Source organism: Streptomyces sp. B3I8 (assembly GCF_030816915.1).
Classification (GTDB): Bacteria; Actinomycetota; Actinomycetes; order Streptomycetales; family Streptomycetaceae; genus Streptomyces.
Window position 1 is genome coordinate 5,582,107 of record NZ_JAUSYN010000002.1, and the last position, 17,793, is coordinate 5,599,899.

Annotated in this window: 16 protein-coding genes; 6 read left to right on the top strand and 10 right to left on the bottom strand. The window is 74.9% G+C overall.

What is annotated here, in order from left to right; genetic code table 11:
• Nucleotides 1-177 precede the first annotated feature (177 nt).
• Both hemG and hemQ read left to right on the top strand, forming a co-directional pair.
• Nucleotides 178-1,677, top strand: a complete 1,500-nt coding sequence (hemG, locus tag QFZ64_RS26865; RefSeq protein ID WP_307069987.1) for a protoporphyrinogen oxidase — start codon at nucleotides 178-180, stop codon at nucleotides 1,675-1,677.
• Nucleotides 1,678-1,681: 4 nt separating this feature from the next.
• Nucleotides 1,682-2,413 carry a hydrogen peroxide-dependent heme synthase gene (hemQ, locus tag QFZ64_RS26870; RefSeq protein WP_307069989.1) on the top strand — a complete coding sequence of 244 codons (732 nt, stop codon included), beginning with the start codon at nucleotides 1,682-1,684 and terminating at the stop codon, nucleotides 2,411-2,413.
• A gap of 80 nt (nucleotides 2,414-2,493) precedes the next feature.
• Here hemQ and QFZ64_RS26875 read toward each other — a convergent pair whose 3' ends face one another.
• From QFZ64_RS26875 to zapE, 7 genes are all read right to left on the bottom strand, one after another.
• Entirely contained in the window at nucleotides 2,494-3,279 is a 786-nt protein-coding gene (locus QFZ64_RS26875) for a TIGR04222 domain-containing membrane protein (RefSeq protein WP_307069991.1), read from the bottom strand.
• Between the two features lie 44 nt (nucleotides 3,280-3,323).
• Nucleotides 3,324-4,064 carry a DUF4142 domain-containing protein gene (locus tag QFZ64_RS26880; RefSeq protein WP_307069994.1) on the bottom strand — a complete coding sequence of 247 codons (741 nt, stop codon included), beginning with the start codon at nucleotides 4,062-4,064 and terminating at the stop codon, nucleotides 3,324-3,326.
• Nucleotides 4,065-4,209: 145 nt separating this feature from the next.
• Nucleotides 4,210-5,574 (bottom strand): DUF692 domain-containing protein, encoded by a 1,365-nt coding sequence (locus QFZ64_RS26885; RefSeq protein ID WP_307069996.1) that lies wholly within the window; start codon nucleotides 5,572-5,574, stop codon nucleotides 4,210-4,212.
• 173 nt (nucleotides 5,575-5,747) lie between these two features.
• Nucleotides 5,748-6,518, bottom strand: coding sequence for a peptidyl-tRNA hydrolase (locus QFZ64_RS26890; RefSeq protein WP_307069998.1), 771 nt, complete (start codon nucleotides 6,516-6,518; stop codon nucleotides 5,748-5,750).
• Nucleotides 6,519-6,557: 39 nt separating this feature from the next.
• Entirely contained in the window at nucleotides 6,558-6,788 is a 231-nt protein-coding gene (locus tag QFZ64_RS26895; protein WP_307070000.1) for a hypothetical protein, read from the bottom strand.
• 41 nt (nucleotides 6,789-6,829) lie between these two features.
• The gene (locus QFZ64_RS26900) at nucleotides 6,830-7,723 is read right to left on the bottom strand and encodes a polysaccharide deacetylase family protein (RefSeq protein ID WP_307070003.1); all 894 of its coding nucleotides are present in this window, start codon (nucleotides 7,721-7,723) and stop codon (nucleotides 6,830-6,832) included.
• A 180-nt stretch (nucleotides 7,724-7,903) separates the two neighbouring features.
• Entirely contained in the window at nucleotides 7,904-8,980 is a 1,077-nt protein-coding gene (gene zapE, locus QFZ64_RS26905) for a cell division protein ZapE (protein WP_307071883.1), read from the bottom strand.
• Between the two features lie 73 nt (nucleotides 8,981-9,053).
• Between zapE and QFZ64_RS26910 the strand changes: the two genes are divergently transcribed.
• From QFZ64_RS26910 to msrB, 4 genes are all read left to right on the top strand, one after another.
• On the top strand, nucleotides 9,054-9,884 hold the full coding sequence (locus QFZ64_RS26910; RefSeq protein ID WP_307070005.1) for a pyrimidine reductase family protein: 831 nt from the start codon (nucleotides 9,054-9,056) through the stop codon (nucleotides 9,882-9,884).
• Between the two features lie 260 nt (nucleotides 9,885-10,144).
• Nucleotides 10,145-10,618, top strand: coding sequence for an indole-3-glycerol phosphate synthase (locus tag QFZ64_RS26915; RefSeq protein WP_307070007.1), 474 nt, complete (start codon nucleotides 10,145-10,147; stop codon nucleotides 10,616-10,618).
• Between the two features lie 112 nt (nucleotides 10,619-10,730).
• Nucleotides 10,731-12,119 carry a UDP-N-acetylmuramate--L-alanine ligase gene (gene murC, locus QFZ64_RS26920; protein WP_307070008.1) on the top strand — a complete coding sequence of 463 codons (1,389 nt, stop codon included), beginning with the start codon at nucleotides 10,731-10,733 and terminating at the stop codon, nucleotides 12,117-12,119.
• 74 nt (nucleotides 12,120-12,193) lie between these two features.
• Nucleotides 12,194-12,601, top strand: coding sequence for a peptide-methionine (R)-S-oxide reductase MsrB (msrB, locus tag QFZ64_RS26925; protein WP_307070009.1), 408 nt, complete (start codon nucleotides 12,194-12,196; stop codon nucleotides 12,599-12,601).
• 59 nt (nucleotides 12,602-12,660) lie between these two features.
• On the opposite strand, the gene QFZ64_RS26930 is transcribed toward msrB, so the two are convergent.
• The 3 genes from QFZ64_RS26930 to QFZ64_RS26940 form a co-directional block, all read right to left on the bottom strand.
• The gene (locus QFZ64_RS26930) at nucleotides 12,661-14,850 is read right to left on the bottom strand and encodes a hypothetical protein (protein WP_307070011.1); all 2,190 of its coding nucleotides are present in this window, start codon (nucleotides 14,848-14,850) and stop codon (nucleotides 12,661-12,663) included.
• Nucleotides 14,847-16,661: an HSP90 family protein gene (locus tag QFZ64_RS26935; RefSeq protein ID WP_307070012.1), complete on the bottom strand. Its 1,815-nt coding sequence runs from the start codon at nucleotides 16,659-16,661 to the stop codon at nucleotides 14,847-14,849. Before QFZ64_RS26935 ends, QFZ64_RS26930 begins: the two co-directional genes overlap by 4 nt.
• 196 nt (nucleotides 16,662-16,857) lie before the next feature.
• On the bottom strand, nucleotides 16,858-17,613 hold the full coding sequence (locus QFZ64_RS26940) for a DUF4232 domain-containing protein (RefSeq protein ID WP_307070014.1): 756 nt from the start codon (nucleotides 17,611-17,613) through the stop codon (nucleotides 16,858-16,860).
• Nucleotides 17,614-17,793: the final 180 nt, after the last annotated feature.

Below are 17,793 nucleotides of genomic sequence, written 5' to 3' on the forward strand. Positions count from 1 at the left end.
CGGCCCGGACACCGGGGCCGGCGCGCAGTCGTGCGGACCGCAAGGGCCTGACGGCGGCAAGGCGTCGGGCCGGCCGGCACGGGAAGCGGGGGGCCCACCGGACCCTTCCGCTCGGCGGACGGCCCGCCGACCCGGGGTCCGGCTCGATCCGGCGGTGCGGTTTGAGAGGGTGGAGGCATGAGCGAAGAGGAGGCCCGTGCCGGGCAGGCCGGGAATGTCGTCGTCGTCGGAGGCGGGATCGCCGGACTGGCCGCCGCGCACCGGCTGCTGGACCGCGGCGCGCGGGTGACCGTCCTGGAGGCCGCGGGCCGCGTCGGCGGCAAGCTGCTGCCCGGCGAGATCGCCGGCGTCCGTGTCGACCTCGGCGCCGAGTCGATCCTGGCCCGCCGCCCCGAGGCGGTCACCCTCGCCCGCGAGGTGGGCCTGGCCGACCGGCTGATGCCGCCCGGCACCGCCTCGGCATCGATCTGGACCCGGGACGCCCTGCGCCCCATGCCCAAGGGCCACGTCATGGGCGTGCCCGGTACGGCCGCCGCGCTGTCCGGGCTGCTCTCCGCGGAGGGCCTCGCCCGCATCGAACGCGACGCCGACCTGCCGCCCACCGAGATCGGCGACGACGTGGCCGTCGGGGAGTACGTGGCCGACCGGCTCGGCCGCGAGGTCGTCGACCGCCTGGTGGAGCCGCTGCTCGGCGGGGTCTACGCGGGCGACGCGTACCGGCTGTCGATGCGCTCCGCCGTCCCCCAGCTCTTCGCGGCGGCCCGCGCCCACACCTCCCTGACGGCGGCCGTGCGCGAGATCCAGGACCGTACGACCGCCGCACCGCGGCAGGGCGGACCCGTGTTCACCGGGATCGTGGGCGGCGTCGGCCAACTGCCGCTCGCCGTCGCCGAGTCGGTACGGGCGCGCGGCGGCGAGATCGCCACCGGCACCCCGGCCACCGCACTGCGCCGCACCGCCGGCGGCTGGGAGGTCATCGCGGGGGAGCGGGTGCTGACCGCCGACGCCGTCGTGGTGGCGCTGCCCGCCGGACCCGCCGCCGCACTGCTGCGCGCCGAGGCACCCGCCGCCGCGGCCGAGCTGTCCGGCGTCGAGTACGCCTCCATGGCGCTGATCACCCTCGCCTACCGCCGCCGGGACGCCGAACTGCCCGAGGGCAGCGGCTTCCTGGTCCCCCCGGTCGACGGACGCGCCATCAAGGCCGCCACCTTCTCCTCCCGCAAATGGGGCTGGATCGCCGAGGAGGACCCCGACCTGCTGGTGCTGCGCACCTCGGTGGGACGGTACGGCGAGAGCGACCTCCTCGGCCGGGACGACGCCGGCCTCGTCGCACTCTCCCGGCGCGACCTGCACGCCGCGACCGGCCTCGCGGCCGAACCCGTCGCCACCCGGGTCACCCGCTGGGACGACGGCCTGCCGCAGTACCCGGTGGGCCACCACGCGCGGGTGGCCCGGATCCGCGCGCACCTCGCCGCCCTGCCCGGCCTCGCGGTCTGCGGAGCGGCCTACGACGGCGTCGGCATCCCGGCGTGCGTCGCGAGCGCCCACACCGCCGCGGACGCGGTGGGCGCGGCGCTCACCGGAGTGTGGGAACCAACCGGAGCGCCGGGACCCACCGAAGTGCCGGAACTCACCGGGCACCCGGTGCCGAGCGCCCGGACACGAGCGGGAGAATGACCTCATGAGTGACGACGCACCCACCACCGAACCCGGCCGGATCCCGAACAAGGGCAAGCTGGCCAAGGACCTCAACGAGGTCATCCGCTACACCCTGTGGTCCGTCTTCAAGCTGAAGGACGCCCTCCCCGAGGACCGCGCCGGGTACGCCGACGAGGTGCAGGAGCTGTTCGACCAGCTCGCGGCCAAGGACGTGACCGTCCGCGGCACGTACGACCTCTCCGGCCTGCGCGCCGACGCCGACCTCATGATCTGGTGGCACGCCGAGACCGCCGACCAGCTCCAGGAGGCGTACAACCTCTTCCGTCGCACGAAGCTGGGCCGCGCGCTGGAGCCGGTGTGGTCGAACATGGCGCTGCACCGCCCCGCCGAGTTCAACCGCTCGCACATCCCGGCGTTCCTCGCGGACGAGACCCCGCGCGACTACGTCGCCGTCTACCCGTTCGTGCGCTCCTACGAGTGGTACCTGCTGGCCGACGAGGACCGCCGCCGCCTGCTCGCCGAGCACGGCAGGATGGCCCGCGACTACCCGGACGTCCGCGCCAACACGGTGGCGTCCTTCGCCCTCGGGGACTACGAGTGGCTTCTCGCCTTCGAGGCCGACGAACTGCACCGCATCGTCGACCTGATGCGCCACCTGCGCGGCTCGGAGACCCGCCGCCACGTGCGTGAGGAGGTCCCGTTCTTCACGGGCCGCCGCAAGGACGTGGGGGACCTGGTGGCCGGGCTCGCCTGAGGCAGGGCGCGCGTCGGGGCGGCGGCGCCTCCCGGCCACGGACCTCCCGGCCCCGGTGCCCGAACGGCACCCTCCGGGGGCTAACGGTGGGTGAACGCCGCCCTCATCGCAGGCTCGTCCAGCGCCCGGGTCCCGCGGACGGCGACCAGCGCCAGCTCCCGGTCGGCTCGCTCGGCGGCGACCGCCGCGGCGAGCAGGCGCTGCCCGGCCGGTGAGGCCCACCGCGCGTACGGATGGGCCTCCACCCGGGCGATGGCCAGGCAACTGACGCTCAGCAGCAGCGGCAGCCCGAACCACAGCGCCACCAGCCAGTCCTCCGCGCCGCCGTCCTGCGGCATCAGCAGCGCGACGACACCCAGCGCCACCACGGCCGCCGCGGCGACGCGCACCTGGCGTACCGCGCCGGCCACCGTCGTGCGCCCCCCGCCCCCGTCCGGCACCGCGAGTCCCGCGGCGACCAGCCGGTCGGCGAGGCCGCGCACGGCGTCCCCGGCGGCGGCCGCCCTGCGTACCGGGGCGAGCGGGGACTGACCCCGCGGCCCTATGGCGCCGAGCACCGACCGCTCCCACTCGTCCTCCGGCTCCGGGTCGACGACCGTGACCCAGCCGGTGTGCGCCAGCAGCAGCCGACGCCCACGGGCCATGGCGACCAGCGTCAGGTCGACGACCCGGGTGGGACCGCCGGACAGGAACGCAGCCTCGTGCAGGGTGAGTTCACCCGCACGCTCCCCGTCCCCGTCCCCGCTGCCGGTGGCTTCGGCGGACGCCACGATCGCGGTGGCCGCGCGGACCGCGGCGAGACAGAGCCGCGCGCAGGCCGTGCCGGCGGCGCACCAGGCCAGGAGCAGCAGAAGGACCGAGAACATGGCGTTGATCCAAGACCAACCGGCCCGTCACCGCCATGGGGTTCTCACGATGCGGACGGGGCGGGCGGGGTGCTCGTGGCGGGCGGGAGGGGCACCACGTTCCCCGGCGGAGGGCCCGCGGCCGTCGCGTCGCGGGCCAGGGCGTCGAAGTCGACGTAACCCGTGGCCTCCAGCACCTTGATGTGGTCCAGGACGGTGGTGCCGGCGTCCTCGGCGAGTTCCCGCACCAGGACGTTGCGGGTGGTCACGCGGACCTGGGCGATCAGCGGGAAGACCGTGCCGTGCGCCTGGCGCAGCAGCGTGGCGAAGTCACGGTCGTACGCCTGCCCACGGGACGCGTCGAGGGTGTCGAGCCACTGGCGTTGCTGGGCGGTGGGTGCGTCGGGCAGGACGAAACCGAGGTGGCGGGCGACGTCGCGGACGCGGGCGTCGAGCAGGGTGTGCCCCTCGACGAGGTGCTCACCGGCGGTGCGGACGGCCGGGGTGGTGCCCTTGTGTTCGGCCTGCTCGCCGGCGGGCAGCTCCCAGAGCCCGGCCAGCCGCACCTTGGTGAGGAAATCCTGGTCGAGGGGGGAGAGGGGCCCGTACCGGGTGGAGAAGGTCTGGGTGCTGAGAGTGTCGGCGTCGGTGGCGGGGCGGTCGGTGTAGGTCCAGACGGGGAAGACCAGGGCGGCGAGGGTGGCGGCGAGCCCGGCGATGATGAGGGTGGTGCTGGTGACGTGCCGGCGGCGGAGGGGCGTGGAGCCGTTCCGTCCGCGGGCTGCTCCGGAGGCGGGGTGGCGCATGGTGCCCTCCTGTGGCGCGGCACCGGGTGGTGTGTCCCGTTCGGTGCCATGCATGGTACTGCGCCGTTTTGTCGCCCTTCGCAGCCCCCTCCCGCTCGCGCGACCTCCCGGTCCGCTCGCGCCGCGTCCCCCCGGCGGGTTTCCGTCAGGGGCGGGGGAGGAGGCGGCGGGTCGCCCGGGTGAGCCGGGACGACGGTGGCGTGGGGCCCGCGCGGTCCAGCCACCACCGGCGCAGCCGGCGCCGGGCCCGTGCGCCGTCCGGGCGGTCACCGCTCAGCACGTACTCCGCGAAGTCCAGCGCGTCCCGCCGGTATCCCCCACTCATCGCCCGTGCCTCCGCGTACGCCAGGAACGCGGTCCGGTACTCCGCGCCCAGGATCTCCGGCAGCTCCGGGGCCACCTTCGCCACCACGGCCGCCCGCTTCGCCACCAGCGCCCGCGCCTGGACGCCGACCCGGACCGCGTCGAAGCCGTCCGGCACCGCCGCCCCCGCGACGAGCGCCGCCAGCAGCCCCGTCTGCGCCGCCCCGACCCGCTCCCGCGCGGCATCGGACGCGACGGCGGGACCGCTGCCGGAGTGGGGGCCGGGGTGGGGGCCGGGCGCGGGGCCGGAACCGCTGCCGGGGCGGTCAGCCGTGGGCACGGTGACTGCCGTCGCCCCCGCGCCCCTCCTCGCGTCGCTCCCCGCCCCCTTCTCCACCGCCTCACCGATCGCCCGCAGTTCCCCCGCCAGCTCCGCGGGCGACGGGAAGTTCTCGTCCCGCTCCAGGAGCACCCCCGGCGGCCGTACCCGTTCCGCCAGGTCCGTGAGGATGCCGAGGACCCGGGGCGGCACCGGGTGGGCGTGGCTGTCGTGCCAGACCCCGTCCCGCTCGTACCCGCCCGCGACGTGCACGTACGCGATCGCCTCGACGGGCAGTTCGTCGAGCGCCCGGGCCGGGTCCTCGCCCCGGTTGACATGGTTGGTGTGCAGGTTGGCCACGTCGATCAGCAGCCGCACCCCCGTACGGTCGACGAGGTCGTACAGGAACTGGCCCTCGGTCATCTCCTCGCCGGGCCAGGCGAGCAGCGCCGCGATGTTCTCCACCGCGAGCGGCACCGGAAGGGCGGCCTGGGCGATCCGTACGTTCGCGCACAGCACGTCCAGGGCGTCCCGGGTGCGCGGCACGGGCAGCAGGTGGCCCGCCTCCAGCAGAGGGGAGCCGGTGCCGGGGCCGCCCGCCCGGACGAACGCGATGTGCTCGGTGACCAGCGGCGAGCCCAGCGCCCCGGCGCACTCGGCGAGGGCGGTCAGCCGTGCCCCGTCGGGGCGGTCGGCGCCGCCGAGGCCGAGGGAGACACCGTGCGGGACGACGGTCACCCCGCGCTCGCGCAGCCGCCGCAGCGACTCGGGGAGATGCCCGGGACAGAGGTTCTCCGCCACGGCCTCGACCCAGTCGATGCCCGGCATCGCCTCCACGGCCTCAGCGATCTCCGGCCGCCAGCCGATCCCCGTACCCAGACGCTCCATCCCCGGCCCCCTCCTCCCGTCCGTGCGTGACGGTGTCATCGCCCCGCCGAAGACGGCCGAACCGCCCGCAGGGGCCGTTCAGAGCAACATTTGAGGTTGGCCGAACCCGCCCCGGGGGCCCGCGACAGACCCTCCACCACCGCGGCTCACGGTTTCGGTGACGGTGCTGTCCGTCAGCCCCGCCGCAGCGCCGGGTGTTCCGAGACCACCGTGGCCGAGCCGGGCGCGATCTCCGTGAACCCCGCGTCCCGGACCAACGGCAGCCCGGACGCGGTCAGTTCCGTCCACCGCGCCGTCGGCGCCGTGCGCACGGCCAGCGGGAACCCGGCCGCCCGCCAGTCGGCGCGCCGCGCGTCGGACAGCTCCCACCAGGCCAGTTGCGCCCCGTGGCCGGCCTGGGCCATCGCCTTGCCCGCCGACATCGCCAGCTCCGGGTTGAGCCACAGCACCGGTACGCCGGTCCCGGCGGCGGGCGGCGGCTCCGGGTCGTCGAGGTCGGTGCCGGAGACCTGCAGCCGGGCCAGGTCCTTGGGCCAGCCGTCCAGCGGCACCGGCGGGAAGACCCGCACCTGTGCGGAGCCGCCGGTGACCGTGATGCCGTCCAGCGCCTCGGCCCGCCGCCACTCCGCGCCGCGCGCCCTTCGCACCACCTTGCGGATGCGGGCGTCCTGCCAGTCCCGCACCGCCCCGGCCCAGGGGCCGTCGCCGTGCGACCGCTCGTCGCTCAGCATCACCAGGACCGCGCGGGCCGCCGTCTCCAGCGCGTCGGTGCGGGCCGGCGGGGCGTCCCGCTCGATCCGGACCACGAGCGGCAGCACGAACTGCCGTGCGCTGTCGCGGGCGTTCGGTTCGGTGCGGAAGGGACTGTCCTGCTCCCGGGCGTACGGCGGTGGCGTCGCGGCGGGGGAGGGCGGAGGGCTGGTCGGGGCCGGGTCGGTCGTCACGGTCCCCAGTCTGCCAGGGGCGCGATCACGACCGTCCGGTCAGCCCGAGCAGGCGGTCCGCTGGGCCTCCTGCCACTCGCAGACGGGACACAGCGTGATGCCCTGGTGCGACTGCGGGTACTCCGTCGGCTCCCTGCACAGCACGCACTCCGCGTACGGCGGCCCGCCGGCCTCCGGCACCGCCGCCGTGGGTCCGGCGGGCGCGCGGTAGACGTCCGTCTCCGGCGCGGACCCGGCCGTCTCCCGCGCTTCCTTCGCTGTCTCAGCCATGACTCCAGCGTAGAGCCGGCCCATGACAGTCGCGGCCGGGCTCAGTGGCGCCCCGCCGAGGCACCGATGAGCTCGGAGACCCGGACGAACCGGTAGCCGCGCTCGCGCAGTTCCGGTACGACCTGCCGTACCGCCCGCTCGGTGACCGGGGCCGCGCTGCGGGTGCAGTGCAGGACGACCACGGAACCGGGGCGTACACCGTCGAGCACCTGGCGCGCCACGGCGCCCGCGTCCGTGGCGAAGGCGTCCCCGCCGACCACGTCCCACTGCACCGCCGTGACACCGAGCGCGCTGACCGCCCGCAACGACCGCCGGTCGTGGCAGCCGCCGGGGAAACGGAAGTACGGCATCGGACGGGGCACGCCCGCCGCGCGGATCGCGGTGAACGCCCGCTCGACGTCGGTGCGCATGCGGTCCGTGTCGCCGTCCAGCGTCGGCAGCCCGTAGCAGTCGCCGGTGAAGGAGTAGTGGCTGTAGGAGTGGTTGGCGATCTCGAAGAGCGGGTCCCGGCCGATGGCCCTCGCCTCGTCCGGGTACTCCTCCGCCCACCGGCCCGTCATGAACACGGTCGCCGGGACCTTCAGCGTGCGCAGGGTGTCGAGCAGCGCCGGATTGTCGAAGCGCTCCCCGGCGGCGGCGCGGGGCCCCTCGTCGGCGGTCATGTCGGCGTCGAAGGTGAGGGCGACGGTCTTGTGCGCGGCGTCGCGCGGGCCGTGCGAGAAGACGGGGGCGAGGCCGCCCGGTCCGGGCGCCAGGGTGGGCGGCCGGGGGGTGCCGGGCGCCGAGGGGCGGACGGACGGGGTGGCGGTGGACGGGGCGGTGGCGGAGGGCCGGGACCCGGGGTGCGCGCCGGTGACGGTGCCGCAGGCGGCGAGGGCGGTGGCGGGCAGGAGACAGAGGGCGGGGGCGAGGTGCCGCAGGCGACGAGGGATCACCGCATGAAGATAAGCGGATGAATCTGAGAAATCGGCCATCGGAAGGGGCGTCGCCCGCGCCGGGGGTGAGACGTCACCCGTCGGCGGTAGTCCCGCCCCCGGGTCCGTCCCGGTGGCCCCGCGTCGTTCGGTGGCCCCGCGTCCCGGGTGGCCCTCCGCCCCGGGGGCCCTCGGCTGCGCTCACTCCGTCACGAGTTCCTTCGCGTCGCGTGCGAGGGCCGTCAGGCGGGAGATCGCGCGGAAGTACTTCTTGCGGTAGCCGCCGTTCAGCATCTCCTCGCTGAACAGCCGGTCGAACGGCAGGCCCGAGGCCAGCACCGGCACCTCGCGGTCGTACAGCCGGTCGGCGAGGACGACGAGGCGCAGCGCCGTCGACTGGTCCGGCACCGGGCCGACGGCGGTGAGGCAGACCGCCCGGAGTCCGTCGGTGAGCGCGCCGTAGCGGCTGGGGTGGACCCGGGCGAGATGGTCCAGGAGGGCGGGGAAGTCGTCGAGGGAGGCGCCCGGCGTCGCGTGCGCCGCCCTGGTGACCTGCGCGTCGGTGAACGGAGCCGGCGCCTCGGGCAGCCCCCGGTGGCGGTAGTCCTCGCCGTCGATGCGCAGGGCGCGGAAGTGCGCGGACAGGCCCTGTATCTCGCGCAGGAAGTCGGCGGCGGCGAACCGGCCCTCGCCGAGCTTGCCCGGCAGGGTGTTCGAGGTGGCGGCCAGCGCGACCCCGGCCTCGACCAGACGGCCCAGCAGGGTCGAGACGAGGACGGTGTCCCCGGGGTCGTCCAGTTCGAACTCGTCGATGCACAGCAGCCGGTGCTCGGAGAGGGTCCGCACGGTCTGCTGGAAACCGAGGGCGCCGACCAGGTTGGTCAGCTCCACGAAGGTGCCGAACGCCTTGCGCTCGGGCGGGGCGGGGGTGGCGTGCCAGAGGGAGGCCAGCAGGTGGGTCTTGCCGACGCCGTAGCCGCCGTCGAGATAGACGCCGCGGGGGCCGGCCGGGGCCTTGGCCCTGCGGGCGCCCCTTCCGAAGCCGAGGCCGAGGAACGAGCGCTTTCCGGCGCTCTCCGGCCCCCCGCCGTCGAGCCCGGCGGCGAAGCCCTCCAGGACGCGGACGGCCTCGGTCTGGCTGGGCTGGTTCGGGTCCGGGAGGTATGTGGCGAAGCGGACCGAGTCGAAGCGCGGCGGCGGCACCATTTCGGCGACCAGCCGGTCGGCCGGGACGTGGGGCTCGCGGGCGCACAGCGAGAGCGGGGTCGTGTCGGCCATCGGTTCGATCCCGGTGGCGGGGGTGGAGTGGGGCACGGTTCCCCATGGTAGGCGCCGTGCCAGACTGCACCGCATGCGACGCCTGCTGCCTGTGAGCGATACGACACGTGGAGCTGCTGATGAGGGGGTTCGGGCCGGTGGCGACCGGCCCGACGTCCGTCCCGCCGCTGTCGGGCGCGAATGGACGTTCGATGAGCTTGCCGCCGCTTACGCCTACCCCGCGGCCGAGGGCGGGCAGCCGCGGCCGTGGCTGCGGGCGAACATGATCTCCACCCTCGACGGGGCCGCGCAGCACGAGGGCCACTCCGAGCCGATCTCCGGCGCGGCCGACATGCGGATCTTCGGGGTGCTGCGGGCACTGGCCGACGTGGTGGTCGTCGGCGCGGAGACGGTACGGCAGGAGGGGTACCGGCCGGCCCGCGCGCGGGCCGGGTCCGCGGCGCTGCGGGAGGCCGCCGGGCAGGGGCCGGCACCGGCGATCGCGGTGGTCAGCGCGGGGCTCGAACTGGACTTCACGCTGCCGCTGTTCACGTCGCCGCTGGTGCCGACGCTGCTGCTGACGGGGGCGGCGGCGGATCCGGGGCGGGTGGCGGAGGCGGAGCGGGCGGGGGTGCGGGTGCTGGTCGCGGGGGACGGGGCGGGGGTGGATCCGGGGCGGGCGGTGCGGGTGCTGGGAGAGGCGGGGCTGACGCGGCTGCTGACGGAGGGAGGTCCGCGGCTGCTCGGGCAGTTCATGGCGGCGGGGGTGCTGGACGAGTTGTGTCTGACGGTGGCGCCGGTGGCGGTGGCGGGGGGTGCGCAGCGGATCGCCGGGGGACCGGGGGTGGTGGTGCCGGTCCGGTACCGACTGGCGTCCGTACTGGAGGAGGAGGGGTTTCTGTTCACGCGTTACCGGCGGGGGTGAGGGCGGGGGGTCTCTCGCCCCCGCCGCCTCTGCCCGTCCCGACTCCCGGGGGCTGCGCCCCGGACCCCCTTGGGCGGGGTGGGCTGCCGGGCGCGGGTGGGTGGGGGTTCCCGCGCGGTTCCCCACGCCCCTGTGGGCCCCTGGACGCGTTGGTCCTCGCCGTCCTTGTGGGGGTGCCTACACCTACCTCGGGTGGGAAGACGGGGCAGGATGGTAGGGGCCCGTGTCCGGGTCCCAGAGGGAGAAGAGGGGCAGACGGCGTGTTCACGAGCGTACTGATGATCGAGAAGGCCCTGACGACCGCCGACGTGGAGTTCGTCACCACCCTGCACGGCGAGGAGACCGTCTCCTTCCACGTGCTGCTCCAACCCCGCGGCGACCAGGCCGACCGCCTGTTGCGCGCACTGGACGACGTCGCCCTCGGCGAGCTCGACGAGGCGGCCCGGGAGGGCGAGACCCCCGAGGGCGACGAGGCGCTCGCCCCGGGCCGGCAGGCCCTCGACGTCTCCCTGCGCGCCCTGCGCGCCGCCGGCAGTGAGGCGGACGGCAGACTCATCGAGGCGCATCCCCTGGACGCGCTCAAGGCGCTCGTGGCCGAGACCGGCGCCGACGAGGTGATCGTGCTGACCGATCCGCACTATGTGGAGGAGTTCTTCCACCGCGACTGGGCCTCCCGGGCCCGGCACAAGATCGGCGTACCGGTGCTGAAGCTGTTCAGCCACAGCAAGGACTGAGGCACGGACCGGCACGAAACGGGCGTGCGGCGGGCCGTGCCGGGCACCGCATAGGCTGTGCTCGGCGCCCGTGGGCGCGCTCACCGTCGTACCGCACCTGGGAGAGACACGTATGGCACCCGGCCTTCCCCCCGCCATGGACCGACCGCACTTCATCGGCATCGGCGGCGCCGGAATGTCGGGCATCGCCAAGATCCTCGCCCAGCGCGGCGCCAAGGTCGCCGGCAGTGACGCCAAGGACTCGCCGACGGCGGACGCGCTGCGCGCGCTCGGCGTCACCGTGCACCTCGGCCACGCCGCCGAGCACCTCGCCGACGACGCGAGCTGTGTCGTCGTCTCCTCCGCGATCCGCGCCGACAACCCGGAGCTCGCCCGCGCCGCCGAGCGCGGCATCCCGGTCGTCCACCGTTCGGACGCGCTCGCCCGGCTGATGGACGGGCTGCGCCCGATCGCCGTCGCCGGCACGCACGGCAAGACGACCACCACCTCCATGCTCGCCGTCTCCCTCACCGAGCTGGGCCGCGAGCCCTCGTACGCGATCGGCGGCGACCTGGACGCGCCCGGCTCCAACGCCCTGCACGGCGAGGGCGACCTCTTCGTCGCCGAGGCCGACGAGAGCGACCGCAGCTTCCACAAGTACGCCCCCGAGGTCGCCATCGTCCTCAACGTCGAGCTCGACCACCACGCCAACTACGCCTCCCTCGAAGAGATCCACGAGTCCTTCGAGACGTTCGCCGGGCGGATCGTCCCCGGCGGCACGCTCGTCGTCAGCGCCGACCACGAGGGCGCCCGCGAGCTGACCCGGCGGCTGGCCGGCTCGGTGCGCACGGTCACGTACGGGGCGGCCGACGACGCCGACGTGCGCGTGCTGTCCGTCGTGCCGCACGGGCTGACCAGCGAGGTCACCGTCGAGCTGGACGGTGCCCCGCTCACCTTCACCGTCTCCGTCCCCGGCCGGCACTACGCGCACAACGCGGTCGCCGCGCTCGTGGCCGGCCGGGCGCTCGGCATCCCGGCCGTCGAGCTGGCCCCCGCCCTCGCCGCCTACCGGGGTGTCAAGCGGCGTCTTCAGCTCAAGGGCGAGGCGGCCGGCGTCCAGGTCGTCGACTCCTACGCGCACCACCCCACCGAGATGACCGCCGACCTGGAGGCGATGCGCTCCGGGACCGAGGGCCGCATCCTCGTCGTCTTCCAGCCGCACCTGTTCTCCCGCACCCAGGAGCTGGGCAAGGAGATGGGGCAGGCCCTCGCCCTCGCGGACGCCTCGCTCGTCCTCGACATCTATCCCGCCCGCGAGGACCCGATCCCCGGCATCACTAGCGAGCTGATCATCGACGCGGCCCGGGCCGCCGGCGCCGACGTGCGTACCGTGCACGGCATGGACGAGGTGCCCGAGGCCGTCGCGGGAATGACGGAGCCCGGCGATCTCGTTCTCACCATGGGCGCCGGAGACGTGACCGACCTCGGTCCGCGCATCCTGGAGCGCCTCGCGCGACGGTAGCCGTCGCGGCAGCGGCGGTGGCGCCGACAACGGGTCAACGGGTCCACGGATCTACGGGTAAAGGGGTGGCAGTCATGGCGTACGACGTCGACAAGCCGGACGAGCAGTGGCGCGCGGAGCTGAACCCGGCGGAGTACGCGGTGCTCCGCCAGGCCGCCACGGAGCCGGCGTTCACCGGTGAGTACACCGACACCAAGACCGAGGGCGTGTACTCCTGCCGCGCCTGCGGTGCCGAACTGTTCACCTCCGGCACCAAGTTCGAGTCCCACTGCGGATGGCCGTCCTTCTACGACCCGAAGGACACCGACGCGGTGGAGCTGATCCAGGACCGGACCCACGGGATGGTCCGCACCGAGGTGCGCTGCGCCCGGTGCGGTTCACACCTCGGGCACGTGTTCGAGGGAGAGGGGTACCCCACCCCCACGGACCAGCGGTACTGCATCAACAGCATCTCGCTGCGACTGGCGCCCGACGAGAGCTGACAGAGGCCGCCAGGGGTGTTCGCCCCTGGCGGCCGTGGCCGGTCGGCCCTTCCGGCCGGTCAGTTCTCCCAGCCGGTCCACGCCTCCAGCTCGTCCTCGGTGACCTCGTACTCGGCCGTCACCCGCTCGGCCTCCGCCGTGGCCCCGCGGGCCCGCAGGATCCGGACGAGGACCACCGCCGCGTGCCACGCCGTCTCGTCCCAGGGGTCGTCCTCGCCCCCGGCCGGTACGTTTAGGGCGGCGCGGGCCGCCTCCTCCGCGGCGTCCGGGGCGCCGAGCAGGAGCCGGATGCTCGCCAGCCCGGCCAGCACATCGCCCAGCAGCCGCACGGCCTCGTCGAGACCCGTGCCGTCCGTCGTTTCCCGGCCCGCCGCTGCCGCCCTTCCCCCTCCCGCGTCGGCCGCTCCGTCCCGCGTCGCCGCTCCGACGGGCGTCGGCGCGGTGAGCAGGGCGCGGGCCGCCTCCAGCTGTCCTGCCGCCTCCTCGGTCCGCCCCTCGGCATACAGCACACGGGCGCAGGCGAACCGTAGTCCGGCCCGGTCCTCGACCGGGGCCGCCGTTGCCTCCGCTCCGGCCAGCGCGGCCTCCGCGTCGGCCAGCAGCGCGCCCACCGTCGCCGGGTCCGGACGGCAGGACAGGGCCCGGCGGAGCGCGGCCAGCCGCTCCGCGGTCCGGCCGGCCGCGGCGAAGCCACGGGCGGCCGCCGCGTGGCGGCGCGACGCCTCCGGCCCGTACCCCAACCACCGGCCGAGCAGGTCCTCCAGCTCCGGACGCGGGGGCAGCCCGGGTATCTCCCCGGTCCGGGACCCGGTCCCGGAGCCCGGCTCGTCGTCCAGGAGGGACCGCAGATGGCGGGCGGCCTCCCTCCGCAGACGGCCGTCGGCGTAGGCGTGGGCCAGCAGCAGGCGGCAGCGGTCGGCGTCCTCGGTCATGCCGAGGCGGTTCAGCTCACGCACCGCTTCCTCCGCGGCCTCCTGCGCCTCCTGCGTCCGCTTCACCTCCAGCAGTGCCTCGGCGACGGCGACCCGGGTGCGCGCCGCGGTCGCGAGGTCGCCTGCGGCGGTCGCGGCGGCCACCCGCTCGACCAGCGGCCGGACGCGCTCCGCGCCGGGCTCGGAATCCGTGTGGGCGGCGGTGGAGAACACGGACAGCGGCAGCGGCTCCCCGATCGGTCCGGCCGCCATCCACCGGCCGAGCCGGGTGCTCTGGTGGTCGTTGCCGTTGCGGGTGTCGAAGCGGGCCGCGATCCCCCGGGCCCGCTCCCGCAGTTCGACGGCGAGCGCGGCCACCGTGACGTCCGGGCGGCGCCGCCCCTTTGCCGTCGGGAACCGCAGCGTCCGCCCGCCCTCGCCGTGCCGCTCCAGCTCGCTCAGCACGGCCACCGCCGCCGCCGCGAACTCCCCCTCGGCGAGCGGGGTCCGGGCGTCGTCCAGCCAGGACAGATGGCGCTCGACCAGGTCCAGTCCCCGCAGTGCGTTGCCGGTGTGCACGCAGAACAGCAGGTGCAGAGCCAGCTCGGCCAGGTGGTGCGGGTTGTCGCGGATCCGCCGGTAGGCGGTGCGGTGGGCCTCGACGGCCTGCGCGCCGCGCCCGGCGCGGACGTAGGGCAGCAGCAGTTCGGAGTTGATCCACTGCGGCTGCTCGGAACACCCCGAGGTGCGGGCCGGCTCCCCGATCCGTATCGCCTCCTCGTCCCGGCCCAGCGCGACCAGGGTGCGCACCTGGCTGCTCGGCACGCAGCCGGAGCAGTCCGACAGCCCGTCGCGCCGGGTGCGGGACATCTGCTCGTAGAAGTCCTGCGCCCGGTCCAGCTCACCCACACTCTCCGCGATCAGCCCGCGGTGCTGGAGCACGGCGTGCATGCTGTGGCCGCCGCGCCGGTACCGGCGCTCCATGTCGTCCAACAGGTCATGGGCACGCCCCAGCGGGATCTCCGGAAACTGGTGGACGCTGTAGATCATCCACTTGATGTTCCACAGCAGCCGGTGCTCGGCACCCGCGCCGAACCGCTCGGGCTCGCGGTCGTAGGCCGCCAGGCACCAGGAGTAGGCGAGGAACGCCTTGGCCGGGACCCAGCCGTGCTGGAACACCGATGTGGCGTTCATCCGTACGTCGAAGGCGAACTCCACCAGGCCGAGCGCGTCCGCGTGGCGCATCACCTCCTCCAGGGCCGCGAACTTCGCGGGCCCCTTCGGCATGGCGAACGTGGTGCGGTAGAGCTCGCGCACCTGCTGTTCGGTACGGCTCATCGGGCACCCCCGGCGACGGCCCGGCCGATGAGGCCGAGGAAGGACTGGTTGAGCACGGCGGTGTCGGCCGGGCGCAGGGGATGGTGGCCGAGCAGCAGCGCCTGCACGTACAGGCCCTCCAGACAGGTCGCGCGCAGTTCGGCGTCCTCCAGCGCCAGCACCTGGCGGGCCAGCGCGTTGCGGTGGTTGAGGACCAGACGGGGGCGGGGCTCCTCGGCGGTCTCGAAGCTGCCGAGGATCGACGCCCACACGTCGTCCGCCCGCTCCTTGGCCTCCCGCAGGTCGACCTGGAAGGCGGTGTCGTCGTCGAGGAGATACAGCGCCGGGAGCCCGGACGGCTCGAAGGCCCGTACGAGGAGGTCGCAGCCGAGGCGGGCGAGCACCCGGTCGGCGGCGGCGAGGGTGACGGCGAGGGCCTGCTCCTCGGCGGAGGCCAGCCGCTCCAGGTGCGTCGTCAGGTCGGCCGCGCGCAGCGGCTCCGCCTCGACCTGTTCGCCCACGGTGGCCAGCCGGTCGATGATCTGCGCGTCGTACACGTAGCCGGCGTTGACCACGGCGAGCCCCTGGGCGGCGGCCACGGGGGCGAGCTGGCGGAACTCGTCGACCAGCGGGGTGAAGCGCACCACCCCGTACCGCTCCCGGAACTCGGCCAGGGTCAGCGGGCCGACGTTGGTCTCCATCGGCCAGTAGTCCGTGACCAGCCGCAGCATCTCGTCGTCGTGCAGGGCCAGCGCCTTCACGCCCAGGTGGTGGACACGCAGGAACTCCCGCAGCCGGGCGGGGCTCTGCCGGCTGAGCCGGACCAGCCAGTCGCGCAGGCCCGCGCCGAGCGCGTCCCGCGTGCCCTCCAGCAGGGAGTCCTCGTACAGCGCCTCGCGGCTCGCGGTGGGCCGCAGCTCCGAGGTGTCCGCGACGCAGCGGACGAAGAAGGCCCACTCCGGCAGCAGCCGCTCGGCGCCCTCGGAGAGCAGCATCTGCTTGAGGTAGACGCGGTGCCGGGCGGGAACCGCGGGGTTGGCGGGCATCGGCAGGACGAAGGCGACGCCGCGCAGCCCGGACTCCGCGGCGTCGAGGTCCACCACGTCGAAGGGGGTGAAGCCGAACACCTGCTCGCAGTACGACCCCAGCCGGGCCCGGCGTTCGCCCGGGTCCTCGCCGGCGGGGCGGTCCCAGGGGGCGGGGCCGCCGGTGACCTCGGCGCCGTCCACCGTGACCGTGTGCGGGAGATGGGCGCCGTAGTGGGTCACCAACTCGGTGACGGCCTCCCGGGTGAGGAGGTGCTCACAGCCGGGGCGGGGCCGCAGGGTGACCGTGGTGCCCGGCTCGGCACGCTGGGCGTCGGCCGGGGCCGGACGCACCGTGTAGCTGCCGTCGGAGCGGCCGTGCCACAGCACCGTGGGCTCGCCGGCGCGGCGGGTGATCACCTCGATGGCGTCGGACACCATGAAGCAGGACAGCAGCCCGATGCCGAACTGCCCGAGGAACTCGTGCCGCGCGAAGCCCAGCTCGTCCCGCTTGGAGCTGCGGCCGATGGTGGCGAGCAGTTCGTGGACCTGCGCCTCGGTCAGACCGATGCCGTTGTCCTCGATCGTCAGGGAGCCGTCCCCGGTGGCCTCACCGGATGTCAGGCCGATCCGGCCGATCGGGCCGGGTGCCTCGCCGGCGTCCGTGCCGTGCGTGCCGTGCGCGGCGGTGATCGCGTCCACCGCGTTCTGCAGCAGCTCGCGGATGTACACCTGCGGGCTGGTGTAGAGGTGATGGCTCAACAGGTCGACGATCCCGCGCAGATCGACACGGAAGGTTTGGCTCACGGACTCTCCCCGGACATGGATACCCCCCGGGGGAAGGACGAGCCCCGGTGCTGATCAGCACTTTAGGGCCGGATACTGACAACGCCGAACGAATATCGCGCACACGTTCGGGGGTGGCGATCGGCGGGGAGCGGGGAGCGGGGAGCGGACGGCGGGACCGTGCCGTCGGCCACCCGTGACATCAGGCGGCCCGCCGTCAGCCCCCCGTGCCGTCGCGCAGTGCCGTCAGCTTCACCGACGACGAGTTGCCGGACACCGGGACCTCGCCCCCGGTCCACCGCACCGACAGGTGGTCCCGCTCGTCCGGGGGCGTGACCAGCAGCGAGACCGGGGTGGCGGTACGCGCCTCGCTCAGCTCCGGGTTGGAGAACGACACCCCCGCCCACGCGCTGTGGCCCGGCGTCAGCCTGATCGTCGTCTTCGTGTCGCCGGTGCGCACGGGGTCCGGGCCGAGCTGCTTGCCGGAGGCGTCCGTGAAGGCGGCGCCCGGGTAGCCGCGCACGGTGCAGGTGCGGTGCGAGGTGTTGGTCAGCACCACGGAGAAGTTCTCCTGCCCGGCACCGGGATGGTTCGCGCCGAGCGAGGCGGCCAGCTCCGAGGTGTGACAGCGGGCGCCCGAAGCGGACGAGGAGTCGCCGTTCGACGCCCCCCGCGTGCCCTTCGTTCCGTCCGACGCGCCGGGGGCCGCGGAGGCGGAGTCCGAGCCGCTCCCGCCGCCCGGGCCGGTCGTGGCGCTGCCGCCGGAGGCCCGGCCGGTCGTGGCGCCAGAGGTGTGCGGGCCGCTCGTGGAGCCGTCGTCCGCACCGCAGGCGGCGACGAGGCCGAGCGCCCCGGTCACCGCGACGAGGGCCGCGGCCCGACGGAGGGCGGAGGACCGCCGCGGCCGCCGTACGGGGGTGGGGGAGGGGGAGTCAGTGGGGGAAGCAGGTGACGTGGGGGGAAGGACGGTCATCTCGACAACACTCCTGGAGTCGCATCGCGCGTGCTCGGCGAGCCGGCGCACGGCGGCAGGCTGCCCCCTCATGGTGGTCCGATGCGGGGTGATGCGGGAAAATCTCGACAAACGCGAGACTTTTCCGCAGAGCGATCAAGGCCGGCCCGGCCGATCATGGCTCGTGGACGCGCCGTGGCC

What these genes read in the sequence shown, in the direction of transcription:
- hemQ (WP_307069989.1), top strand. Translation starts at nt 1,682, where the DNA reads ATGAGTGACGACGCACCCACCACCGAACCCGGCCGGATCCCGAACAAG.
- msrB (WP_307070009.1), top strand. Translation starts at nt 12,194, where the DNA reads ATGGCGTACGACGTCGACAAGCCGGACGAGCAGTGGCGCGCGGAGCTG.
- QFZ64_RS26895 (WP_307070000.1), bottom strand. Translation starts at nt 6,788, where the DNA reads ATGGCTGAGACAGCGAAGGAAGCGCGGGAGACGGCCGGGTCCGCGCCG.
- QFZ64_RS26880 (WP_307069994.1), bottom strand. Translation starts at nt 4,064, where the DNA reads ATGCGCCACCCCGCCTCCGGAGCAGCCCGCGGACGGAACGGCTCCACG.
- QFZ64_RS26885 (WP_307069996.1), bottom strand. Translation starts at nt 5,574, where the DNA reads ATGGAGCGTCTGGGTACGGGGATCGGCTGGCGGCCGGAGATCGCTGAG.
- QFZ64_RS26875 (WP_307069991.1), bottom strand. Translation starts at nt 3,279, where the DNA reads ATGTTCTCGGTCCTTCTGCTGCTCCTGGCCTGGTGCGCCGCCGGCACG.
- murC (WP_307070008.1), top strand. Translation starts at nt 10,731, where the DNA reads ATGGCACCCGGCCTTCCCCCCGCCATGGACCGACCGCACTTCATCGGC.
- QFZ64_RS26940 (WP_307070014.1), bottom strand. Translation starts at nt 17,613, where the DNA reads ATGACCGTCCTTCCCCCCACGTCACCTGCTTCCCCCACTGACTCCCCC.
- zapE (WP_307071883.1), bottom strand. Translation starts at nt 8,980, where the DNA reads ATGGCCGACACGACCCCGCTCTCGCTGTGCGCCCGCGAGCCCCACGTC.
- QFZ64_RS26910 (WP_307070005.1), top strand. Translation starts at nt 9,054, where the DNA reads ATGCGACGCCTGCTGCCTGTGAGCGATACGACACGTGGAGCTGCTGAT.
- hemG (WP_307069987.1), top strand. Translation starts at nt 178, where the DNA reads ATGAGCGAAGAGGAGGCCCGTGCCGGGCAGGCCGGGAATGTCGTCGTC.
- QFZ64_RS26930 (WP_307070011.1), bottom strand. Translation starts at nt 14,850, where the DNA reads ATGAGCCGTACCGAACAGCAGGTGCGCGAGCTCTACCGCACCACGTTC.